This is a genomic window from Polymorphobacter fuscus (assembly GCF_011927825.1).
GTDB lineage: Bacteria > Pseudomonadota > Alphaproteobacteria > Sphingomonadales > Sphingomonadaceae > Sandarakinorhabdus > Sandarakinorhabdus fusca.
Window position 1 is genome coordinate 2,046,956 of the sequence record NZ_JAATJI010000001.1, and the last position, 21,382, is coordinate 2,068,337.

20 protein-coding genes are annotated in these 21,382 nt (G+C 66.5%); 7 read left to right on the top strand and 13 right to left on the bottom strand.

The window, feature by feature from the left end; all coding sequences use genetic code 11:
- Window positions 1-55: 55 nt before the first annotated feature.
- Together GGQ62_RS09735 and lysM are read left to right on the top strand one after the other, a co-directional pair.
- Window positions 56-1,564 (top strand): YifB family Mg chelatase-like AAA ATPase, encoded by a 1,509-nt coding sequence (locus GGQ62_RS09735; protein ID WP_152577494.1) that lies wholly within the window; start codon window positions 56-58, stop codon window positions 1,562-1,564.
- 60 nt (window positions 1,565-1,624) lie between these two features.
- Window positions 1,625-2,089, top strand: a complete 465-nt coding sequence (lysM, locus tag GGQ62_RS09740; RefSeq protein WP_152577493.1) for a peptidoglycan-binding protein LysM — start codon at window positions 1,625-1,627, stop codon at window positions 2,087-2,089.
- Between the two features lie 36 nt (window positions 2,090-2,125).
- Here the strand turns inward: lysM and GGQ62_RS09745 are convergent, their stop codons facing one another.
- A complete protein-coding gene (locus GGQ62_RS09745; protein WP_167649563.1) occupies window positions 2,126-4,354 on the bottom strand; it encodes a YjbH domain-containing protein in 2,229 nt (742 codons plus the stop codon).
- Between the two features lie 238 nt (window positions 4,355-4,592).
- Between GGQ62_RS09745 and GGQ62_RS09750 the strand changes: the two genes are divergently transcribed.
- On the top strand, window positions 4,593-5,219 hold the full coding sequence (locus GGQ62_RS09750) for a YjbF family lipoprotein (RefSeq protein ID WP_167649564.1): 627 nt from the start codon (window positions 4,593-4,595) through the stop codon (window positions 5,217-5,219).
- Between the two features lie 114 nt (window positions 5,220-5,333).
- On the opposite strand, the gene GGQ62_RS09755 is transcribed toward GGQ62_RS09750, so the two are convergent.
- The 3 genes from GGQ62_RS09755 to GGQ62_RS09765 form a co-directional block, all read right to left on the bottom strand.
- Window positions 5,334-5,633 (bottom strand): hypothetical protein, encoded by a 300-nt coding sequence (locus GGQ62_RS09755; protein WP_152577490.1) that lies wholly within the window; start codon window positions 5,631-5,633, stop codon window positions 5,334-5,336.
- A 164-nt stretch (window positions 5,634-5,797) separates the two neighbouring features.
- Window positions 5,798-6,298, bottom strand: a complete 501-nt coding sequence (ssb, locus tag GGQ62_RS09760; RefSeq protein ID WP_152577489.1) for a single-stranded DNA-binding protein — start codon at window positions 6,296-6,298, stop codon at window positions 5,798-5,800.
- A 224-nt stretch (window positions 6,299-6,522) separates the two neighbouring features.
- Window positions 6,523-7,959: a DNA recombination protein RmuC gene (locus GGQ62_RS09765; protein WP_243446647.1), complete on the bottom strand. Its 1,437-nt coding sequence runs from the start codon at window positions 7,957-7,959 to the stop codon at window positions 6,523-6,525.
- Between the two features lie 109 nt (window positions 7,960-8,068).
- Between GGQ62_RS09765 and GGQ62_RS09770 the strand changes: the two genes are divergently transcribed.
- From GGQ62_RS09770 to GGQ62_RS09780, 3 genes are all read left to right on the top strand, one after another.
- Complete coding sequence (locus tag GGQ62_RS09770) at window positions 8,069-9,694, top strand: M28 family peptidase (RefSeq protein ID WP_152577487.1); 1,626 nt, start codon at window positions 8,069-8,071, stop codon at window positions 9,692-9,694.
- A gap of 86 nt (window positions 9,695-9,780) precedes the next feature.
- Complete coding sequence (locus GGQ62_RS09775; protein ID WP_152577486.1) at window positions 9,781-10,701, top strand: SMP-30/gluconolactonase/LRE family protein; 921 nt, start codon at window positions 9,781-9,783, stop codon at window positions 10,699-10,701.
- Window positions 10,701-11,570 carry an alpha/beta fold hydrolase gene (locus GGQ62_RS09780; protein ID WP_152577485.1) on the top strand — a complete coding sequence of 290 codons (870 nt, stop codon included), beginning with the start codon at window positions 10,701-10,703 and terminating at the stop codon, window positions 11,568-11,570. The genes GGQ62_RS09775 and GGQ62_RS09780 overlap by 1 nt, the downstream gene beginning before the upstream one ends.
- 25 nt (window positions 11,571-11,595) lie before the next feature.
- Here GGQ62_RS09780 and GGQ62_RS09785 read toward each other — a convergent pair whose 3' ends face one another.
- Together GGQ62_RS09785 and GGQ62_RS09790 are read right to left on the bottom strand one after the other, a co-directional pair.
- On the bottom strand, window positions 11,596-12,045 hold the full coding sequence (locus tag GGQ62_RS09785) for a nucleoside deaminase (RefSeq protein WP_152577484.1): 450 nt from the start codon (window positions 12,043-12,045) through the stop codon (window positions 11,596-11,598).
- Between the two features lie 98 nt (window positions 12,046-12,143).
- Complete coding sequence (locus GGQ62_RS09790; RefSeq protein ID WP_153401225.1) at window positions 12,144-12,491, bottom strand: hypothetical protein; 348 nt, start codon at window positions 12,489-12,491, stop codon at window positions 12,144-12,146.
- Window positions 12,492-12,607: 116 nt separating this feature from the next.
- On the opposite strand from GGQ62_RS09790, the gene acs reads away from it, so the two are divergent.
- Window positions 12,608-14,551, top strand: coding sequence for an acetate--CoA ligase (acs, locus tag GGQ62_RS09795; protein ID WP_152577483.1), 1,944 nt, complete (start codon window positions 12,608-12,610; stop codon window positions 14,549-14,551).
- 1 nt (window position 14,552) lies between these two features.
- Here acs and GGQ62_RS09800 read toward each other — a convergent pair whose 3' ends face one another.
- The 7 genes from GGQ62_RS09800 to GGQ62_RS09830 all read right to left on the bottom strand — a co-directional run bounded on the left by GGQ62_RS09800 (window position 14,553) and on the right by GGQ62_RS09830 (window position 21,356).
- Complete coding sequence (locus GGQ62_RS09800) at window positions 14,553-15,236, bottom strand: Fe2+-dependent dioxygenase (RefSeq protein ID WP_152577482.1); 684 nt, start codon at window positions 15,234-15,236, stop codon at window positions 14,553-14,555.
- A 39-nt stretch (window positions 15,237-15,275) separates the two neighbouring features.
- Window positions 15,276-17,690, bottom strand: a complete 2,415-nt coding sequence (locus GGQ62_RS09805; RefSeq protein ID WP_243446092.1) for a TonB-dependent receptor — start codon at window positions 17,688-17,690, stop codon at window positions 15,276-15,278.
- A 73-nt stretch (window positions 17,691-17,763) separates the two neighbouring features.
- Window positions 17,764-18,642 carry an FAD:protein FMN transferase gene (locus GGQ62_RS09810; RefSeq protein WP_152577745.1) on the bottom strand — a complete coding sequence of 293 codons (879 nt, stop codon included), beginning with the start codon at window positions 18,640-18,642 and terminating at the stop codon, window positions 17,764-17,766.
- A gap of 113 nt (window positions 18,643-18,755) precedes the next feature.
- A complete protein-coding gene (locus GGQ62_RS09815; RefSeq protein WP_167649565.1) occupies window positions 18,756-19,625 on the bottom strand; it encodes a DUF4198 domain-containing protein in 870 nt (289 codons plus the stop codon).
- A 10-nt stretch (window positions 19,626-19,635) separates the two neighbouring features.
- The gene (locus GGQ62_RS09820; protein WP_152577480.1) at window positions 19,636-20,154 is read right to left on the bottom strand and encodes a DUF2271 domain-containing protein; all 519 of its coding nucleotides are present in this window, start codon (window positions 20,152-20,154) and stop codon (window positions 19,636-19,638) included.
- 11 nt (window positions 20,155-20,165) lie between these two features.
- Window positions 20,166-20,804, bottom strand: coding sequence for a PepSY-associated TM helix domain-containing protein (locus GGQ62_RS09825; RefSeq protein WP_152577479.1), 639 nt, complete (start codon window positions 20,802-20,804; stop codon window positions 20,166-20,168).
- Between the two features lie 108 nt (window positions 20,805-20,912).
- Complete coding sequence (locus GGQ62_RS09830) at window positions 20,913-21,356, bottom strand: RcnB family protein (protein ID WP_152577478.1); 444 nt, start codon at window positions 21,354-21,356, stop codon at window positions 20,913-20,915.
- Window positions 21,357-21,382: the final 26 nt, after the last annotated feature.

Here is a 21,382-nt window from a genome sequence, read left to right on the forward strand (position 1 = left end):
CGCCTTCTACTGTCGCTGCGGGGTCGCCTGTTGCCGGGTGAAAAAGGGGTTTTTCTTGGTCGCTCATGTCGGGACGGTGGCGTTTCTCGGGCTCGAGGCGCGGCGCGTCGATGTCCAGGTGCAGATTTCCAGCGGTGCCGCCGGCTTTCTGACCGTCGGCCTGCCCGACAAGGCGGTGAAGGAAAGCCGCGAACGCGTCCAGGCGGCGCTGCACGCCATCGGGCTGGCGTTGCCGCCACGCCGTGTCGTCGTCAACCTGTCGCCGGCCGACCTGCCCAAGGAAGGGTCGCATTATGACCTGCCGATCGCGCTCGGGCTGCTCGGTGCCATGGGCATCATTGCTGCCGACGCGCTGGAAGGCTTTCTGGTCGTCGGCGAGCTCGGTCTTGATGGACGGCTGGCGCCGGTACCGGGGGTGTTGCTCGCCGCACTGCACGCCGCCGAGCACGAGCTCGGACTCATCTGCCCGGCGTCGCAGGGCGGCGAGGCGGCCTGGGCCGGCGAGGTCGATGTCATCGCCGCGCCCGATGTGCTCAGCCTGCTCAACCATCTAAAGGGCACGCAACTGCTGTCGCCGCCGGTGCGCAGCCTTGCCGAACTGGTCCGCTCCGGCCCGGACATGGCCGAAATCAAGGGGCAGGAAACTGCCAAGCGCGCTGTCGAAATCGCCGCCGCGGGGGGCCACAACCTGCTGATGTCCGGGCCACCCGGATCGGGCAAGTCGCTGCTTGCCGCGGCGCTTCCCGGCATCCTGCCCGAACTGACCCCCGCCGAAGCGCTCGAAGTGTCGATGGTCGCCTCGATGGCCGGGGAGCTGGAGGGCGGGCGCCTGGTCCGCACCCGCCCGTTCCGCAGCCCCCACCACAGTGCCTCGATGCCGGCACTGGTGGGTGGTGGCGCCCGCGCCCGGCCCGGCGAAGTCAGCCTTGCCCATCTCGGCATCCTGTTCCTCGATGAGCTGCCCGAATTCCAGCGCGGCGTGCTCGATTCGCTGCGCCAGCCGCTGGAAACCGGCACGGTGATGGTGGCGCGCGCCGCAGCCCATGTCAGCTACCCGGCGCGCGTCCAACTGATCGCGGCCATGAACCCCTGTCGCTGCGGCTATCTGGGGGATGCGGCGCGCGCCTGCTCGCGCGCGCCGAAATGCGCCGTCGACTACCAGGCGCGGCTGTCGGGCCCCCTGCTCGACCGCATCGACCTTCATGTCGACGTTCCCGCCGTCAGCGCCGCCGACCTGACATTGCCGCCGCCCGCCGAAACCAGCGCCGATGTCGCCGCCCGCGTTGCCGCCGCACGCGCTATCCAGACAGCACGCTACGCCGGTCATCCGGCGCGCACCAATGCGGAGGCCGATGGCAAGCTGCTGGAGGCCGCCGCCACGCCCGACGACGCCGGACGCAAGCTGCTCGCCCAGGCCGCCGATTCGCTGCGCCTTTCGGCACGGGGCTATACGCGCGTGCTGCGCGTGGCGCGCACGCTGGCCGATCTTGCGGCCGTGGAACGGATTGGCCGTATCCACGTTGCAGAAGCGCTCAGCTATCGCCGGCACATGCCGGCGAACTGAGGTGCGATTGCGCCTGTCATCCACGACGGCATAATAGGCACGACAACCAGAGGAGTGACCATGGGCATCATCGATTTCGTCAAGGACAAGCTGGGCATTGGCCCCGACGCGGACTCCATCAAGGCCGACATCGCCAAGCTCGGGCTCAACGTGCAGAATTTCAACGTCGTCCTCGCCGATGGCATCGCCACGTTGACCGGCCTTGCCGTCAACCGCGCCGAAGCGTCGAAGATCGTCATGGCGGTCGGCAACAAGGACGGCATCACCAAGGTCGACAACCAGATGCGCGTGCCGCTGTCATCGCTGCCGTCCACGGTCACACCGCCGACGACACCCGATGCCGACGCCGATGAAGAAGCCGTCGTCTTCTATCCGGTCGAAAAGGGCGAGACGCTGTCGGGGATCGCCAAGCGGCTGTACGGCGACCCCAACAAGTACATGAAGATCTTCGAAGCCAACAAGCCGATGCTGACCGACCCGGACAAGATCTATCCCGGCCAGGTCCTGCGCGTACCGCCGCTCTGACCGGGATGGTCGGCGCCCTGACCGGGGCGCCGGCGCCTATTCGGTAATACCGTTCCAGCCACTGACGAGGTTGGACTGGCGCGCCGGATCGGTGACGCCGAACAGCGGCTGGCGGATGACGAGCTTCTGGCCGCCATCGCGGATCAACGGGCGATAGGCGATCCCCACGGCGCTGCGCACATGCTTGTTGTAGAGCAGGTCGAGCGGCAGGATGATGTAGATGCCCTTGTCGAAGCGGCCTTCGCCGAATTCTTCCGCCGACACATCGGTGAAGGTGGCGAAGGCACCGACGCGGACCCCCGATTCGAATGTCCGTGCCACATCGAAGGTGACGCCGAAGTCCTTGGCCAGATAACGCCCGACGCTGACCTGCGCATCGACGCGCGCCTTGGGGAACGTCACATAACCGGTGACATGGCCGGTCAGCACCTTGTAGTCGCGAAGCCCGAACAGCTGGTTGAAATTGCGCTGCTGGACATAGCTGAGGTCCACGCCGAGCGCCCAATTCTGGACGGCAGGCCGGTATAGCAACTCGCCGCCGAAGCCCGCGTACATTTCCTCCAGATAGCCGCCGAAAGCATGGCCATAAAGGCCCGATGCGATGTTGAAATTATAGTCCATCTGCAGATGCGAAATCGCCGTGGTGCCCTGGCGCAGATATTCGGCGATGTCGCTCCGCACGCGCGGCAGCAAGCTGTCCGAGCCGATTCGCAACTTGTCGAAATTGTTGCTGACGTTGAAGGTGAACTGGCCGGTTGCATCGAATCCGCGGCCCAGCAGGACACCGCCGTTCAGCGCCACATAGGCCTGGTACAGAACAAACTGTTCCGGCCGCCCCAATGTCGTCTTCAAACCCGGGCGGATCGAATACAGGAACTGCGGATAAGCGGCATCGACCGGACCCTTGAATTCGGCTTTCCCCAGCGTCACCGGCGCATTGGTGACCTCCACCTCGGTCAGCAGCTTGTCGACTGCTGGCCCGCGCCGGTCCTTGACCGCTTCGATCAGGCCCGCACGCGGCACCTTGACCGCCATCGTCTCAAGGCCGTTTTCGACAAGAACGATGTTCACGTATTCATATTTGGACGGCAGCACCGAAAACGCCGCACGTGCGATGCGGCCGACGCCGGTCGCGACGTTGTAGAAACGTGTCTGGGCAACGAACAATTCAACCGTGTCGCCCTTGAAGCTGGCGGCGTAGAGCGCTGTGCCCTGGATATCGAGCGCCTTGACCAGCCGCTCGCGCTCGCTGCCGGCCGCCGGGATGACCGATGTCGTCGGAAGCGGGGACGTGCGGGGTTGCGCACCGCTGTCGACATAAGCCGGCGCGACGGCGCGGACATTGAGCGGCACCGCGCCCACGGCAGGAATCGGCTGGGCATCGGGTCCGATCGGGGCGCCGGGCGCATCGAACTTCGGCGGCACGGTCGCACGGTGGAAGTTGGTGGTCGCCGTCACCGTAAGCCCGAACTTGTTGCCGCGTTCGAAGCTGGCCATTGCATTCAGCCAGGGCAGAATCCTGTAATCGAGCCCGACATTGATCGGCGACGACACCGGCTGGTTGTTGTCAAGCGCTTCCTGCTGGTAGCTGTTCGAATCATATTCGACCTTCAGGGTCAGCCCCCGGATCGGCATCGAATATTGAATGCCCCCGAAGAAGCCCGCGCGGGGTCCTCGAAAATAGACATTGTTGAACGTGCCGCCGCCCGCGGTGAACGGCGCGCGATATTCGAACCGATCCGAAATATAGGTAAGCGGGTTGCGGATATGCCCGCGGCTGCCAAGGTTGCCCCAGGCAATGCCGAACGAAGCATCGAGCGGCCCGAAATTCTTGTTGGCAACGATATATTCCGAACTGAACAATCCGGTACCGACGAAATCGCGAGCGCCGATCGCCAGGGCCGGCCGAATACGACCTTCATCAAGGATCTTGATCTTGATGTCGAACGACCGATCCTTGTAGGTCTGGTCGCCGCTGAACTCGGGAACCTGTGAGTAGAGCCGATTGCGCACCGAGGTGTAGCGCAGCGTCGTTTCGAGCCATGGCATCGCCTGCAAGGTGACGAAATACCGGTCATAGGGGCTGACCATATTATAGCCGGCGGTGAACTGGCCATCGCGGGCGAATCGCGCCGTCGGCGTCTGCATGAGCCCGACACCGCCGAAATCATCGGTCAGGGCGGGCACCGGATAGGGTTCGAAGGGCGCTGCCAGGGCGGGCAGAGCCGCCAGTCCGGCGAGCGAGACGCCGCACAGCAGCCGCACAAATCGGCGTGTGCACGCAACCTTTTGATAGGAAGAAAGAAGTGTGTCGACGACATCGCGCGCCGTCGGTTGGGCAAACGTCACTGTGCAACACACTCCAATTCGACTTCCCAACGCGCAGGCGGTCCCATATAGCCAAGTTGCATCCATGTGCTAGCGGAACCGTTCGCTGATCGCACCAACACACCGGGATATTTGCATGGTCGATCCACTCAGCCGACGCCATCTATTGGCTTCGGTGACTGCTCTCGGGCTGGCGGGGTGCACCGGCGATATCCGCAAGACATCGCCATTCTGGAGCACCGTGACGAACACCCGGCCCCAGAAGGCCGATGACGATATCCGCGCCTATGCCGATTCCCTGCCTTATGCTTCGATGCTGTTCTGGTTCGACGGGCAATCGCGGTCGCTGATCGTGTTGGGGAAGGAAGAGCCGGAAGATCGCCTGACCTGGTACACGGCCGAAAAACAGGCCGTCACCACCTTCGGTCCGTTCATCACCCGGGCAATCGGCACCGAGGTCGAACTGCGCAGCACGACCTTCGGGCCGGGCTGGTCGAGCGATGTCCGCCAATTGGCCGGCAAGTCACTGACCAGGCAGACGGTGGTCGCCCACCGCAACAACGAAGTGACCGCGACACTCACATCCCGGTTTCACAATGCCGGGATGACCATGATCAAGGTGCTCGGGAAGGCGATCGAGGCGTACCGGATCGACGAATCGATGATTGCCGACAATCGCGTCCGAATCCTCAACAGCTATTGGGTCGACCCGGCCACAGGCGCCTGGTTGAAAACACGCCAGCAGGTCATCCCGCTGATGTCGCCCGTCAATACGGCGATGCTCAAACCGCCAACGGGTTGATCGGCGGACCGCAGCGACAGCTTATCAGCCTTTGTCGCTCCAGGCCGTACCCCCTCAGCGGGCGTGCAAAAGCCCCAGCGCTTTCGCGCCGGGGCTCCTGTCGCAGAATATGGATTAGCGGTTCGTGGTGGTCGAGGTGACCGTCGACGGGGTCGTGCGCGTGGTCGTCGACGTGGTCGTCGTCGTGGTGGTCGCCGGCGGCGGCGTCACCGGAGCAACCGTGTCGAGCCCGTCGTTGCCACCAGTGACAGCAACGACCACCGTTGCGAGGACGATCGTGCCAACGACGATCCCGCCGGCCAGGTTGCTGCGTGCAGCGGCAGCGGCGTCGTCCGGCGTGGCGGTCTGCGCCATGGCGCCAGCAGCCTGAACCAGCAGTGCAGAAGCAACGAACGCCTTGGTGATCGAACCCATGTTTAACTCCATTTCAAACCCCGAATTACTATTGGCGTATCGGAGAATTTTGCTTGGCCGTCAATTGCAATGTCCATTTCGTCGAACGAACCACAATGACGACGGCAGCTTTGCACCACCGCGTTGCAAAAACGCAACGCTGTAACTGTGGTTCCGTTAACGTCTTAGAATGGCACGTCGTCGTTCAGATCGTCATCGAACGATGCTGGCCGCTTGTTGCCGCCGCCAAAGCTGCTGCCTGTGGCTTGCGCGCCATAGTCGTCACCACCGTAACCGCCGCGGTCGCCGGCACGGTCACCGCCTGCCGCGCCACTGTCGCGCCCGCCGAGCAGCGCCAGTTCACCGCGAAAGCGCGGCAGCACGATTTCGGTCGTGTAGCGATCCGCGCCACTCTGGTCCTGCCACTTGCGCGTCTCGATCGAACCTTCGAGATAGACTTCGCTGCCTTTGCGCAAATATTGCGCGGCGATCTTGCCCAGCGCTTCGTTGAAAATGACCACATTATGCCACTCGGTTTTTTCCTTGCGCTCCCCTGACTGCTTGTCCCGCCAGGTTTCCGACGTCGCCAGCGAAAACTTCACCACCGACCCGCCATTGGCAAAGCTCTTCGATTCGGGATCCTTGCCCAATCGGCCAACCAGAATAACCTTGTTCACGCCCGCCATTGCTCGAAACTCCTTTTGTCCCTTCCTAGTCGCCACGGCCATGAGCGGCAACGGCCGTCTCGGTCTTGGCTCGAATCGCCGCCGATACAATCGCATGCCCGCGCTTTGCTTGCCCGGGCCGACGTCGTCGCCGCACGGGACGCGGTCAAGGCGCGGGCCAAGACGAGATTACCCTGTCGATCTATGCGTTGCTGATGGTCGTCATCGGCGTTCTCGATCGCCGCTCATTCGGCGGCGTCCTGCGCTGCTGACGGCAATTGCGCCGGGGCCGGCCGTGGCAACAGTTCGCGCGCCGCAACGGCCCGGACCGCAGCGTCGACGACGCCTACGGCAGCCACAGATTTCTTGCCCTTTTCGACCCCCATTTCGGTAAACCGCCGCGCCTTGGGGAGGACATTGCCCTCGAGCGAACCGACAAAGGCGTTATAACTGCCGACCGCCTGCGACAGGTTGCGGCCGACACCCGCGACATGGTCGGCCATCGTCGCGATCGCTGCATGAAGCTCGGCGCCCAGTTTGCCGATCTCGCGCGCCTCCTCGGCCAGTTTCTCCTGCCGCCATACCAGCGCCACCGTCTTGGCAATGGCAAGCAGGTTGATCGGCCCCGCCAGCAGGATGCGCTGTTCAAACGCCCAGCCGAGCAACGGCAGATCATGCTCCATTGCCGCCGACAGGAAATTCTCGCCGGGGATGAACATCACCACAAAATCGGCGGCGGTGCCGAACTCGTTCCAATAGGCCTTGTCGCTCAACCCCTTGGCATGTCGCCGCACCGATTCGGCATGACGCTTGAACGCCGCCAGACGTTCGCCCTCGCCCGTCGCTTCGACGCCTTCCAGATAGTCTTTCAGCGAGCATTTCGAATCGATGATCAACTGGCGGCCGCCGGGAAGGTTGATGATCGCATCCGGCCGCCGCGCCATCGTTTCGCCTGCGACATGGGTCTGCAGGGTGAAATCGACGCCCGCGCGCAGTCCCGCCATTTCCAGGGTGTTGAGCAACTGCTGTTCGCCCCAGCTGCCCGATGTCTTGCTGCTCGATCGCAGTGCCGACACCAGCTTTGCCGCCTCGTCGCTGACCTGCCGCTGTCCCGCGGCGACCGCCGCCAGCTGCTCCTTCAAACCGCCATAGGCCTCCGTCCGCGCGGCTTCGACCTCGCCCAGCCGTGCCTCATATTTGACCAGAGTGTCCTTCACCGGCGCGATCAGCTCCGCCAGCTGGTTGCGATTAGCCTCCAGCCCGGCGCCCGCCGCCTCCCGCTGCCGCACCATCAAGGCCTCGGCGCGTTCCGCCAGCTTTGCCTGGGCACCATCGAGCGCCTTGGCGGCGAGCGCCTGGAAGGTATCGACGGTTCGTGCCACTTCGGCGGCATGGGCGCGGTCGCGCTCGGCCTGCGCCGCGCGCACCGCCGCCAATTCCCCTGCCAGGGCCTCGCGCTGGTGCTCCGCCGCTGCAAGCTCGGCATTGCGCGCCGTCAGCGTCTGGACCTCGACGGCATGGCCGGCGCGCAATTCCTTCTGGCGAACGACTTCGGCAGTCGCCATCGCCGTCTCGGCCTTCAACGCGTCGCGTTCGCCGCGCATCGCCGCGAGCGGCCGCGCCCATAACGCCCAGCCGAGCAGCAGCGCCACCAGCAACCCGGCCGCGCCGGCGATCATCACCTCGGTCAAACAGTCTCTCCGTCAGAACGTTGGGTGAACATTAGGCGCGGCACGCCATCGGCGAAAGGCCCAACTTGCGCTTGCCCCGTCTTCTCGCCCATGTGGGCCGATGTACCGCCCCGCCCGCTTCCTCACCCCACTGTTCGCCATCGCCCTCACCGCCGCCGCGCCGCCGCCGATTTCCGCAACGCGCATCAAAGCCGATGTCGCAACCCTGGCGTCGGACGCCTTCGCTGGCCGCGGCCCCGGCGAGGACGGCGAGACCAAGACCATCGCCTTTCTGCAGGCCGAGATGGCGAAGGCCGGGCTGCAACCCGGCGGCCCCGATGGCCAATGGCTGCAGCCGGTGCCGCTGGTGCGCCTCGATCGCGCGCCGGGCGCCACGCTGACCCTGACGCACGGGGGCGCGGCCCACACCCTGACGCTCGGCCGCGACGCCACGCTCGGCCTGCGCAACCCGGGCCGCACCCGCATCGCCGACCTGCCGCTGGTGTTTGCCGGCTTCGGCATCGTCGGCCGCTTCGGCGGCGCGGATTACAACCCCTACAAGGGCATCGACATGGCGGGCAAGGTCGCCGTCGTCCTCGCCAACGACCCCGATTTCGAGGCCGGCAAGGATCTCGGCTTCGAAGGCCGGCGCCTTGTCATTGCCGGCCGCATCGGCAGCAAGTTCGAAGCGGCCGCACGCGCCGGTGCCGCCGGGATCCTCGTCATCCATGAAGACTCCGCCGCCAGCTACCCCTGGCTCCAGGTCGGCAGCGGCGACGCGCTGCCCGCCATGGCCGCGGCCCCGCTCAAGCCATCGACGCTGCAGCTCAGCGGCTGGCTGTCCGGCGCCGCCGCTGCCGACCTGCTCAAGGCCCAGAACCTCGACCTTGCCGCGCTCAAGGCCCGCAGCCGGGCCCCGGGCTTTGCCGCCTTCGCGATGCCGGGCGCCGCCCTGTCGGCCGACGCGACGCTTACCGCCACGCCCGTCACCAGCCACAATGTCATCGGGCGCATCCCCGGCGCCACCCGCCCGGCCGAAGCGATCCTTTACGGCGCGCATTGGGACGCCAATGGCCGCAACGGCCCCGATGCGACGGGTGACGCCATCCGAAATGGCGCCATCGACAATGCCACCGGCACCGCCGAACTGCTCGAAGTCGCCCGCGCCTTTGCTGCCGGGCCGCGCCCGGCGCGCAGCGTGATCTTCGCCGCCTGGACGGCCGAGGAAAAGGGCCTGATCGGCAGCGATCATTACGCCGCCAATCCGACGACACCGCTTGCCGCCACCGTCGCCGTCATCAACCTCGATCCGCACGTCGCCCTGCCGGCGGCGCGCAATCTGGAGCTGATTGGCGGTGGCCGCACCCCGCTCGAAGACGCCTTGCGCCGCGAAGCCAAGGACTTGGGCCTCACCCTTGTCGACGAGCCCAACCCCGAAGCCGGCTGGTATTTCCGCTCCGATCACTACCCCTTCGCCCGGCGCGGCGTGCCGTCGCTGGCCTTTCGCGCCGGCCGTGACCTTGTCGCGGGCGGTTTCGCCCGCGGCGATGCCATCGTCGCCGAATACAACACCAACCATTACCACCAGCCCAGCGACAGCTTCCATCCGGATTGGGACTTTACGGGCACCGCGCAGGAAGCGACCGTCGCCTATCGTGTCGGCCGCGCGCTGGCCGACAGCCGCGACTGGCCGCTGTGGAACGCCGGTAGCGAATTCGCACCATTGCGAGGTCCGGCCCCGCGCTGACGCGGGCTCACTCCCCTTTTCGTCAATGGCGCGCGGCGTCCGGCCGCGCCACCATCCTCGGCAAAAGACGCCCGGGGGAATTCGCCATGCATCCGCACACCATCGTCGCCGAAGGGCTGCAGTTCCCCGAAGGCCCGATCGCCATGGACGACGGGTCTGTCATCTTCGTGGAGATCAAGGCGGGCAAGCTGACCCGTCTCGCCCCGAATGGCACGCTGACCACCGTCGCCACGCCCGGCGGCGGCCCCAATGGCGCCGCCATCGGCCCCGACGGCGCCATCTATGTCTGCAACAACGGCGGCTTCGCCTGGTACGAGCAGGACGGCATGCTGCTGCCCGGCAACGCCGCCGAGGATTACACCACCGGCCGCATCGAGCGCGTCGACATCGCCACCGGCAAGGTCGCGCGGCTGTACGACAAGACCGACGACGGGCTGGCGCTGTCCGGCCCCAACGACATCGTCTTCGATGCCGCCGGCGGCTTCTGGTTCACCGATCTCGGCAAGCATTTCCCGCATCACGAGACCAAGGGCGGGCTGTTCTACGGCAAGGCCGATGGCAGCAGCTGCGTCTGCGCCGTGCATGGCCCCAACCTCAACGGTGTCGGCCTGTCCCCCGATGGCAGCAAGATCTACGCCGCCGTCACCGCCGGCCGCGTCATCCTGGAATTCGATGTCACCGGCCCGGGCACTGTCGCGCCATCGCCGCTCGCCGCCATCCCCGGACGTTTCGTGACGACCTGGGGGACCAAGACCTATCTCGACAGCCTCGCCATGGAAGCCAACGGCAATATCGCCCAGGCGACGCTGATCGAGGAAGCCGGCGTCACGTCCGTCGACCCGGTCACCGGTGCCCAGGAATTCTTCGCCTTCCCGGACCTGCTGACCACCAACATCGCCTTTGGCGGTGCCGACATGATGGACGCCTGGGTGACTCTGTCGACCACCGGCAAGATGGCCCGATGCCGCTGGCCGCGCCCGGGCCTGCGCCTGCACTTCAACGGCTGATGGCGATCACAACCCGCAGCATCGCCGCCAACGGGCTCGAATTCGCCATCGATGAATGCGGGGACGGCCCCGATATCGCCCTGTGCCTGCACGGCTTTCCCGAAAGCCGCTTTTCCTGGCGCCACCAGCTACCGGTGCTCGCCGGCCTCGGCTGGCACGCCGTTGCCCCTGATCTGCGCGGCTATGGCGACAGCAGCCGGCCGTTACGCCAGTCGGACTATCATATCGATCACCTCGTCGCCGATGCGGCGGCGCTGTTCGACGCGCTCGGCGCCCGCCGCCGGCTGCTGGTCGCGCATGACTGGGGTGCGATCATCGCCTGGATCTTCGCCTTGCGCGACACCCGGCAGCTCGACGGCCTCGTCATCCTCAACGTCCCCCACCCGCGGGTGTTTCGCGACGTGCTGCGTGCCAGCTGGGCGCAGAAGCGCAAGAGCTGGTATGTCGCCTTCTTCCAGCTCCCGTGGCTGCCCGAGGCCTTGCTCGGCGCCCGGCATGCCGAGGCCATCGGCAAGGCGTTTACCGGCATGGCGATCGACAAGGCGGCCTTCCCGCCGGCCGTGATCGACCATTATCGCGCCAACGCCAGCCGGCCCGGCGCGCTGACGGCGATGATCAACTATTATCGCGCCAACTTCCCCGACATCCTCGATGAACCCGCGCCGCGGCTGGCGGTCCCGACCCTGATGCTGTGGGGGGAGGCCGACTCGGCGCTCGGCCTCGAACTCACCCACGGCTATGCGCCGCTCGTCAGCGACTTCACCCTCAGGCGCTTCCCCAACGTTTCGCACTGGGTGCAGCAGGAAGCACCGGATGCGGTCAATGCAGCGCTGGAGGAATGGCTCGCGCCGCGGCGACCTCCGGCTTGAGGGCATCGTCTCGGCGTCGGGCCTGCTACCGGCGCAGCGATTCGCCGCGTCGCTGCGCAAAGAAATCGCGCAGCAGCTCTGCCGATTCGCGCGCGGCGATGCCGGTGATGACCTGCGGCACATGATGGGCCTGTGGATGGGTGAAGATGCGCGGCCCCTGCTCGATGCCGCCCGACTTGGGGTCGGACGCGCCATAGACCAGCGTCGCGATCCGCGCCTGGCCGATGGCGGCGGCACACATGGGGCACGGCTCCAGCGTCACATGCAGCGTGCATCCGACCAGTCGCTCGGTGCCCAGCGCCGCCCCCGCCGCCCTGATCGCCAATATTTCGGCATGGGCTGTCGGATCCGCCTGCTCGCGCGTGCGATTGCCGGCAGCGGCGATCAATCGCCCGTCGGGGCCTGAAACCACGGCGCCGACCGGCACCTCACCACGCGCCGCGGCCAGGCGTGCCTCGTCCAGCGCGCGGGCCATGGCGGGGGAAGGCGGGAATGGCGGCACGCCGACCGTCTAGAACAGGCCGCCTTCCGAAACCAGATTGCCGCCGGTCGGGGAACAGCGCGGCCGAAGCCTCAATCCTGCTTGTTGGGATCGTCGGCGCGTTCGACGCTGATCGTCGGCACGGTAACTGTCGTGTCGGTGCTGCTGACATCGACGGTCGGCACCTTGACCGTTTCCTTCTTTTTGCCGAGATCGATCGTGGCGGTCTTGATGTCGAACACCGGCGCCTCGCCAGCGCTGGTTTCCAGCTTGACGGTCGGTGCCTTGCCTTCCTTGACCTGATCGACATTGATGAAGCCGAAGGCAAATGCGGCCACGACAAGCGCCACCAGGATCAGCAACGCGATCAGCCAGCCGCCCGACGACGACCGCCGCACTTCGACGACGCGGCCATCGCGATCGGTTTCAAACTCAGCCATGCCCGGATTCTCCTGTTGTGTGAAGCACAACGCCAGGGCTTCGCCGATAGTTCCGCGGCTGCTACGAAGGCCGCAAAGGCCCGCGCGCGACGGGCGACAACCCTGGGATGCCTGCCATGACCGATACTATCCACCCTGTCCCCGAAGCCGCCGCCGCCGACACCCGCACCACACTGGCGCAATACCACGACCGCTATGCCCGCAGCATCGCCGACCCCGATGGGTTCTGGCGTGAACAGCTGCCGCGGCTCGACTGGCTGCGCACGCCGACGGTCATGGGCAATTGGTCGTGGGATCCGGTGCGGATTCGCTGGTTCGAGGACGGCATGCTCAATGCCGCCGCCAATTGCCTCGATCGCCATGATCCGGCCGCGACGGCGATCGTCTGGGAAGCCGATGCACCCGGCGCACCCGGCCGCCGCATCAGCTATGGCGAACTGCTCGAAGACACGTGCCGCATGGCCAATGCACTGGTGGCGCTGGGGGTCGAACGCGGCGACCGTGTCACCATCTACATGCCGATGATTCCCGAAGCCGCCGTCGCGATGCTCGCCTGCGCCCGCATCGGTGCCGTCCATTCGGTGGTGTTCGGCGGGTTTTCGGCCGAAGCCATCGCCGGCCGGCTGGAAGATGCCGACAGCCGCTTCGTCATCACCGCCGACGAAGGCCGGCGCGGCGGCAAGACCGTGCCGCTCAAGGCCTGTGTCGACGAGGCGCTCGACACCCACGCCACCGCCCAGGTCGAAGCGGTGCTGGTCGTTCGCCATACCGGCGGCAAGGTGGCAATGCACCCCGACCGCGATCATTGGTGGCACGAGTTGCGCAGCCAGGTGCCGGCCACCTGCACGCCCGAGCCGATGAATGCCGAGGACCCGCTTTTCATCCTTTACACCTCCGGGTCGACCGGCAAGCCCAAGGGCGTCCTCCACACCACCGCCGGCTATTTGCTCTGGGCCAATCTGACCTTCGAGACGGTGTTCGACTACAAGGCCGGGGAGCTGTTCTGGTGCACCGCCGACGTGGGTTGGATCACCGGCCACAGCTATATCGTCTATGGCCCGCTGTCGGCCGGTGCGACCATATTGATGTTCGAAGGCATCCCCAGCTACCCGGCGAGCGACCGATTCTGGCAGGTGATCGAAAAGCACCGCGTCAACATCTTCTACACGGCGCCCACCGCCTTGCGCGCCGTCATGCGCGACGGCGATGCTCCGGTGCTCAAGCACGACCTGTCGTCCCTGCGCCTGCTCGGCACGGTCGGCGAACCGATCAACCCCGAAGCCTGGAATTGGTACGACCGTGTTGTCGGCAAGGGCAAGCTGCCGATCGTCGATACCTGGTGGCAGACCGAAACCGGCGGCGCGCTGATCACCCCGCTGCCCGGCGCCACCCCGACCAAGCCCGGCTCCGCCACCCTGCCCTTCTATGGCGTGCAGCCGGCACTGGTCGATGCCGAAGGCACGATCATCCCGCGCGCCGACGGCGAGGAGATCAGCGGCAACCTTGTCCTTCTCGCCTCATGGCCCGGCCAGGCACGCAGCCTCCATGGCGATCACGAACGGTTCACCCAGACCTATTTCACCACCTATCGCGGCAAATATTTCACCAGCGACGGCGCCCGCCAGGACAAGGACGGCTATTGGTGGATCACCGGCCGGGTCGATGACGTCATCAACGTCTCGGGGCATCGCATGGGCACGGCCGAGGTCGAATCGGCGCTCGTTGCCCATCAGGATGTCGCCGAAGCCGCGGTCGTCGGCTTCCCGCACGACATCAAGGGCCAGGCGATCTATGCCTATGTGACGCTCAACGCCGGCATCCCGGCCTCCGACGCGCTGCTCGCTGCCCTGCGTGCCACGGTGCGGCATGAAATCGGCGGCATTGCCGTGCCCGACCATATCCACATCACCCCGGGCCTGCCCAAGACGCGCAGTGGCAAGATCATGCGCCGCATCCTGCGCAAGATTGCCGAGAATGACTTCGCCAGCCTCGGCGACACCTCCACCCTCGCCGACCCCTCGGTCGTCGAGGCGCTCATCGAAGGCCGCCTCAACCGCTGAGTTACAGCTCGGTCCATTTGCGCAGCAGATTGTGATAGATGCCGGTCAGCCGGATGACCTCGGCATCGTCATGGCCCAGCGACTGCGAAAGAAGCTGGATGCTGCTGTCGAGATCGAACAGCAGCCGCCGGCTGTCATTGTCGCGCACCATCGACTGCAGCCAGAAAAAGCTCGCCAGCCGCCGGCCGCGCGTCACCGGCTCGACCCGGTGCAGCGATGACGCCGGGTACAGCACCATATGCCCCGCCGGCAGCTTGACCGCCTCGACGCCGAATTCATGCTCGATGACCAGTTCGCCGCCGTCATAGCTGTCGGGGTCGGCAAGGAACAGCGTCGCGGACAAATCGCTCCGGATCCGGAAACTGCTGCCGCGCTGGATCCGCACCGCATTGTCGACGTGGAGGCCAAAGCTCTGCCCGCCTTCATAGCTGTTGAACAGCGGCGGGTAGATGCTGTGCGGCAGCGCCGCCGCGATGAACAGCGGCGTCCGCCCCAGGGCATCGAGGATCAGGCCGCCTGCCTCGCGCGCCGCCGGGCTGGCTTCAGGCAGCTGCATGTTGCGCTTGGCCAGCGCCGACTGGTGGCCGGAGGTGACATTGCCGTCCACCCATTCGGCGCCATCGACCAGCGCGCGGACGGCGCCGAGCACATCGGCATCGAGCACCGCCGGAATCGCGATCAACATGGCACGATCCTATCCGACGGCATCCCGGTCTGCCAGGCGTCAGAAACTGTAGAAGACGCTGAGCACCGCCGAGCGACCATCGCCGGGCACTGCCCAGCCACCGGTGACGGCGCCGGTGGTGGCGTTGACGTTGTTGCGCACACCGGTGAAGTATTTTTCGTTGGTGAAATTCTGGATGTTGAGCTGCGCCGTGATCCCCTGCGCAAAGGCGTAGGAGAGGAAGGCGCGGTGGATCAGATAATCCTCCACCCGATACTGGACGGGATTGGCCAGAACCGATTGGTTGGTGGCAAAGCTGCCCTGGTAGGTGAAGCCATAGCCGAGCTCGAGCCCGAACGGCAGGCGATAGCTGGTGAACAGGCTGCCCGAATGCTTCGGCGTCTGGATCAGCTGGTTGCCCGCCTGCGGGTCGGGGATGGCGGCGGTGTTGGCGCAGCCGGTGGTGCCGGGGTTGGCAAGGCAGAAGTTGGAGACGCTCTGCAGCACCTTGCCGTCGAGATAGGTGTAGTTGGCGAACAGCGTCCACGCCGGCGTGATGCTGCCCGAGGCGCCGAGGGCGACGCCATCGACCCGCGACCGGCCATCGAGCACCTGCAGGCTGGTCGGCAGCGACGGATCGTTGGAGGGCGTCCGGAAATTGCTGCGTTCGTTGCGGAACAGCGCCGCCGTCAGTTGCAGCTTGCGGTCGAACAGGTCGGCCTTGGCGCCGATTTCATAATTGCGCGCCGTTTCGGGCGCCACGGCGCAAAGGTCGGCGGCGCCGGGGGCGGGGATACCGCAGCCCAGCCGCACCGTGGCCGACGACGGCGTCTTGGCATTGCCATAGGCGGCATAGAGGCTGACCGTCTTGACCGGCTTGAAGACAAGGCCGCCGCGATAGGAGAACAGATTCTCGTCGCTGACCTGGGACGCCTGCTGCGCCGGCGTCAGCGCCGCCGTGCCGGGCGGCACAAAGCCCAGCGCCAGGTTGCGGAAGTTCGCCTTGTTGTTCTCATAGCGGACGGCGCCGTTGAGTTCGAACATCTCGCCGATTTCCAGCGTGTCGAAGGCATAGACCGCCTTGTTGGTGGTGCTGCTGCGCGACTGGGCGGTGACGGTGCGGTTGACCGGGCCGGTGTAGGTCGTGTCGGGGTTGGCAATGGCGATCGTCGGCAGCGTCAGCGCGTTGCCGGCAGCATCGCGGATCAGCGATCCCGATACGATGTCGTAATCCTCCCAGGAAAAGGACGCGCCGACCACCAGCGTATTGCGCAACCGGCCCTTCTCGCCGGAAACGATGCGCAGGTCGGTCTGGTTGACCATGATCTCGTTGATCTGGTCGCGCACCAGCCCGCGCGGGCCCGACGGCTGGTACAGGCCAGGCGCCAGGGTTGCCGGGCAGGCAAGGCCCTGCGTGGCGGTGCCGTTGGCGCCGACCGGCTGCCGACCGGAGCCGGTCAGGCAGAAGGTGCCCTGCGGCGCGCTCGTCACCGTATCCTGCGCCACACGCTGCCAGCGGGACAGATTGCGCAGCACCACCGCGTCGCTGAAGGCGTGACGGGCGGTGGCGGTCAGGCGATCGACGGTGATCTGCTGCGCGTCGAGGTTGACGATACCGAAATAATCGCTGCGGTCGGCCTCGGGCAGCGGCCCGGCGTTCACCGAACTTTTGAAATAGGGCACGCCAAAGACCGGCGTATTGTCATCGCGCTGGTGGAGATAGGCCAAAGTCAGGCTGGTCGGCCCTTCCACCCCGAGCGTGATCGACGGCGCCACGCCCCAGCGCTTGAAGCGCTCGACATCGCGGCCGGGCACATCGTTGCGGTGGATCATCGCGTTGAGCCGCACCGCGACGAGGTCGCCGGCCCGGACATTGCTGTCGATGGTGCCGCGATAATAGGAATCCGTGCCGATGCCGCCGCTGATGACGGTCAGATCGTTCGCCTGTGGCACCTTGCTGACGATGTTGATCGTCCCGCCGACCGACCCGGAGCCGTTGAACACCGAATTGGCGCCGTTGTAGACTTCGATCTGCTGCAGGTTGAACGGGTCGGTGCGGCTGTATTGGGCACTGTCGCGCACACCGTCCTGGGTAATGTCGTTGTTGGCCGAATAGCCGCGCAGGTTGATCGAATCGCCATAGCCGCCACCGCCTTCACCGGCGCCGAAGGTGATGCCCGGCACCACGGCCAGCACGTCGCGCAGCGTCAGCAGGTTCTGCTTGCGAATGACCTGGTCGCCGATCACCGTCACCGTTTGCGGCGTGTCGAGCAGCGGCGCCGTCGACTTGGGCGATTCCAGAACGACATCGCGGTGGCCGGTGACGACGATGGCGGGTGCCTCTGCCGCCTCGATCACTTCCGCTGCCGTCGGCGCCGTGTGCAGCACACCGACACAGCCAAGCGCGAGAAAGGAGGCCGCGATCGGGCGGCGGTCGTTGGTGCGATGCATTTTTCGTTGTCCCGGCGTTTTCATTCCGCCGTGGTTAATGAGAGGCATTCTCAGTGTCAACGCAATTGCGAAACATTCGCATCACGAGGTGCGCCGACTATTCGAGCATCGCCGCAAACGCCGGCGACAGCGCCTCGACGGCCCCTTCGCCGCGGCGCGTGATCATCAGCACGGCGAGGTTTTCGGCGCGGGCGAGCGCCATGCCTGCCGCCTGCCCCAGGACCGTCAGCGCCGTCGCCCAGGCATCGGCGGCCATGGCGGTGCGGTGCAAGACTGTCACCGACGCCACGCCATTGGCGATCGGGTGGCCGCTGCGCGGATCGATGCTGTGGCTGTGCCGCGTCCCGGCTTCGAGGCGGTACCTCCGGTAATCGCCGGATGTCGCCGCCGACAGGCCGCACAGCGCCACCCGCGTCAACGGCATCGCCAGCCCGGGCACCGTCTCCAGGTCGACCCACCATGGCGTGCCATCGGGCTTGCAGCCTTCGCCGCGCAGTTCGCCCCCGGCTTCGACCAGAAAGTCGCGCAGGCCAAGGCGTGTCAGGTGCAGCGCCATCGCATCGACGGCATAACCCTTGGCAATCCCCGACAAATCGAGGCGAACGTCGGCGGTGCGCCGTGCCGCATCGCCATCCAGCGCGATCGATCGCCAGGCATCGGGCGCCGACCCCGCCGCTCCGGCTTCGCCCGGACAGCCGAAACCCCAGTGATTGACCAGATGGCCGATCGCCGGGTCGAACGCCCCCCTGCTGCGTGCCGCAATGTCGAGCCCGGCGCGCAGCACCGTTGCCAGGTCGGGCGGCAGCTGCTGCCATTCGCCCGGCGGGGCGCGGTTGAAGCGGCTAAGGTTGGAGGCCGCGTCCCAATGGCTCATGGTCGCAACAACGCCATCGAGCACAGCCTGCAGCCCCCGCGTCAGCGACTCGGCCTGCGCCGGGTCGTTGACGACGATGCGCGCCGACCAGCGCGTGCCCATCGACGGACCGCCGACCGATACCACCGCCGCACCCGCTCCATGCCGGCGCACCACGGCCGGCGCCAAGCCGACCGGAATGGCGATGCGCGGCACAGGGACCGCTGCCCGCGGCATCAGGGCGCGAGGACTTCCAGCGTCGTCACATAGCTGGCGCGGCGCGGCGCGGGTCCCCCGGCCGCTGCCGCCGCACCTGGCTGCGGCCCGTTCGGACCGGCGGCACCCATCGGACCGCCCTCGGGCCGTCCGCCGACACTGGCATTGAGCCAGTACATCCCCGCCGCCGGCCAGGTGATGACGACTTTGCCCTGGGCATCGGTCTTCAGGTCCATCTGCCCCAGCGCCGCGCGATAGCGGCCACCGCCCGGGATGACCGTCACGCCGAGTCCCGCCGCCGGCGCGCCGTCGAGCAGGAATTGGAAAGTCGCCGCCTCGCCCGCGACCAGGTCATTGGGGTGGGTCACCGGCACCAGTTCGATCCCCTTGCCGCTGGGCTTGAACACCGCCTGTGTCGGCGCGCCGACCGTGACGAAAATCTCGTTGCGGTTCGCCGCCTCGCTGGTGCGCACATTGGTCGCCCCGGCCGGAAGCGCCGCCGCCAGCGTGGCGCTGGTGGTGCCGCGCGGCAGGCGCTTTTCCTCGCCGTTCAGCATGTAGCTGCCCATGACGAACGAGGACGCATTTTCGATCTTGTAGGTGCCCTTTTGCGTCAGATGCACGTCGAAGGTGCTGCGATAGCGCCCGGTCGACGCATTGGCGATGGCGGCGTCACTGCCGTCGGGGGCGATCGCCTTGATCCCGGCGACGCGCATCGGCTGGTGATCGAAATAGAACAGGTCGTTCGAAATTGCCGCGTCGACCGTCACCCAGACGTCATCACCCGACAACACGGTGGCCGACGGCAACATCCATTGCCGATGGGCAGCAGCGGGCACGGCGGCAAACAGCAAGGTGCCGGCAGCAAGCAAGGCCAGACGATTGATCATGATAAGTCCCCTATTTCCGGAAGCTGAGGCTGACGGTGCCGAGTTCGCTGGTGCCGGCGGCCTTGACCACGGCGCCCGGCTTGGGCGGCCAGGCAAAGGGCAGCCGCACCACCTCGCGGCCACCGACCTCGCGCGCCGCTTCGACGAGCAGCGTGTAATTGCCCGGTGCCAGCGTGGGCAGCGGCCCGCGCCCGGTGGCAAAGCTCAGCTTCTGCTCCCCGGGCGCCCGCGTCGCGCCGCTGATGCCGTCGGCCGGAAAGCGCAGCGACCGGCCGGCGGCGCGCCAGAACTGCCGCACATCGGCGAGCCATTTGGCACCTTCATTGTCTTTCTTGGCGCCATCATACCAGACCGACAAGGCGCGCGGCGCGGCGCTAGGCTGTTCGAGCCAGACCGCGACATAGGGCCGGTGATATTCGGCGACGGTCATGCGCGGGATGACAATGCCGAGATCGAGCGTTTCGGCCGCCGCCGGCGCGGCGGCGATGCCAAGCGCGAGGCTGTGCGAAATCAAAGTGCGGGCGTGCATCGAAGCGCTCCTCAATGGATGAAAAACAGGGCGATCGCCGCAGGGATCGCCAGCCCCGCGCCCACCAGGGGCCAGGTGATCGGCCGGCGCGCCGCGTGCAGCTGCAAGAGGAAAAAGCCGGTGGTGGCAAAGATCACGCAGGCGACGGCGAAAATGTCGATGAACCACGACCACGCCGGGCCGGTGTTGCGGCCCTTGTGCAGATCGTTGAGGTAGGAAACCCAGCCACGGCTGGTGGTTTCGCTGCTGACCGCGCCGCTGGTCCGGTCGATGGCGATCCAGCCGTCGCCGCCCGGTCGCGGCAGCGGCAGATAGACTTCCGATGTCGACCATTCGGCAACGCCCGATGCCGGCTGTTCGAGAGCGCCCTGCAGCCACTCGGCCACCTGTGGCGGCAGCGGCTTCTTGCCATCGCCGCCCGTCGCCAGCAGCGGCAGCAGCGCCGGCGGCAGCACGGCGTTCGCCGCCGTCACCACGGGCCGCGCCTCGATGTCGGCGGCATGGTTGAGCGTCAGCCCGGTGATCGCGAACAACAGGAGGCCGATCAGGCTGACAGCGGAGCTCATCCAGTGCCAGCTGTGCAACTGCTTGAGCCAGAAGGCCTTGCGACTGAGGCGGGGTTTGCCCAGCGGGGCCTTGGGGTCGGGCATTGCGGTGACGTCGGCGCTCCCGGGCGAGGAACCGACTCAGTAACGCGAACGATTCGCAATTGCAAGCGTCGTGGAGGGACCGGCGGTAGGCCGGCCCCTCCCGGACAATCAATAGCGGCCGCGAACGACCTGGATCACGCGACCGTTGCGCGCGTTGACCAGCAGCAGGTCGCCGCCATAGCGGATCCAGCGCTGGCTGCGGGCAGCCACCGGCAACCGATATTGGCGCGGATCGGCGATGACGTAACGCGGACCGTAAAAGGCCGGCTGCAGGCGGTATCCCTGCGCCACCGGGCGGTATTGCCAGCCGCGAACGGGCGCAACATAGACCGGGCGATCGCGGCGACTGTCGCGCAGGTCCTGCCGGGCATCGCGAACGTCACGGCGCTCGCGCCGGATATCGCCGCGATCGCCGAAGCGACGCGCCTGCTGATATTCGCGCTGTTCCTCGCGCAACTGCCGCTGGTCACGGCGGATCTCGCCGGGCTGCGCCGACACCGCCGCCGGCGCTGCAATGGCCGCCATCAACCCCAGGATGATCAACTTGCGCATCTGAAAACTCCTTTTCCCTCATGCGG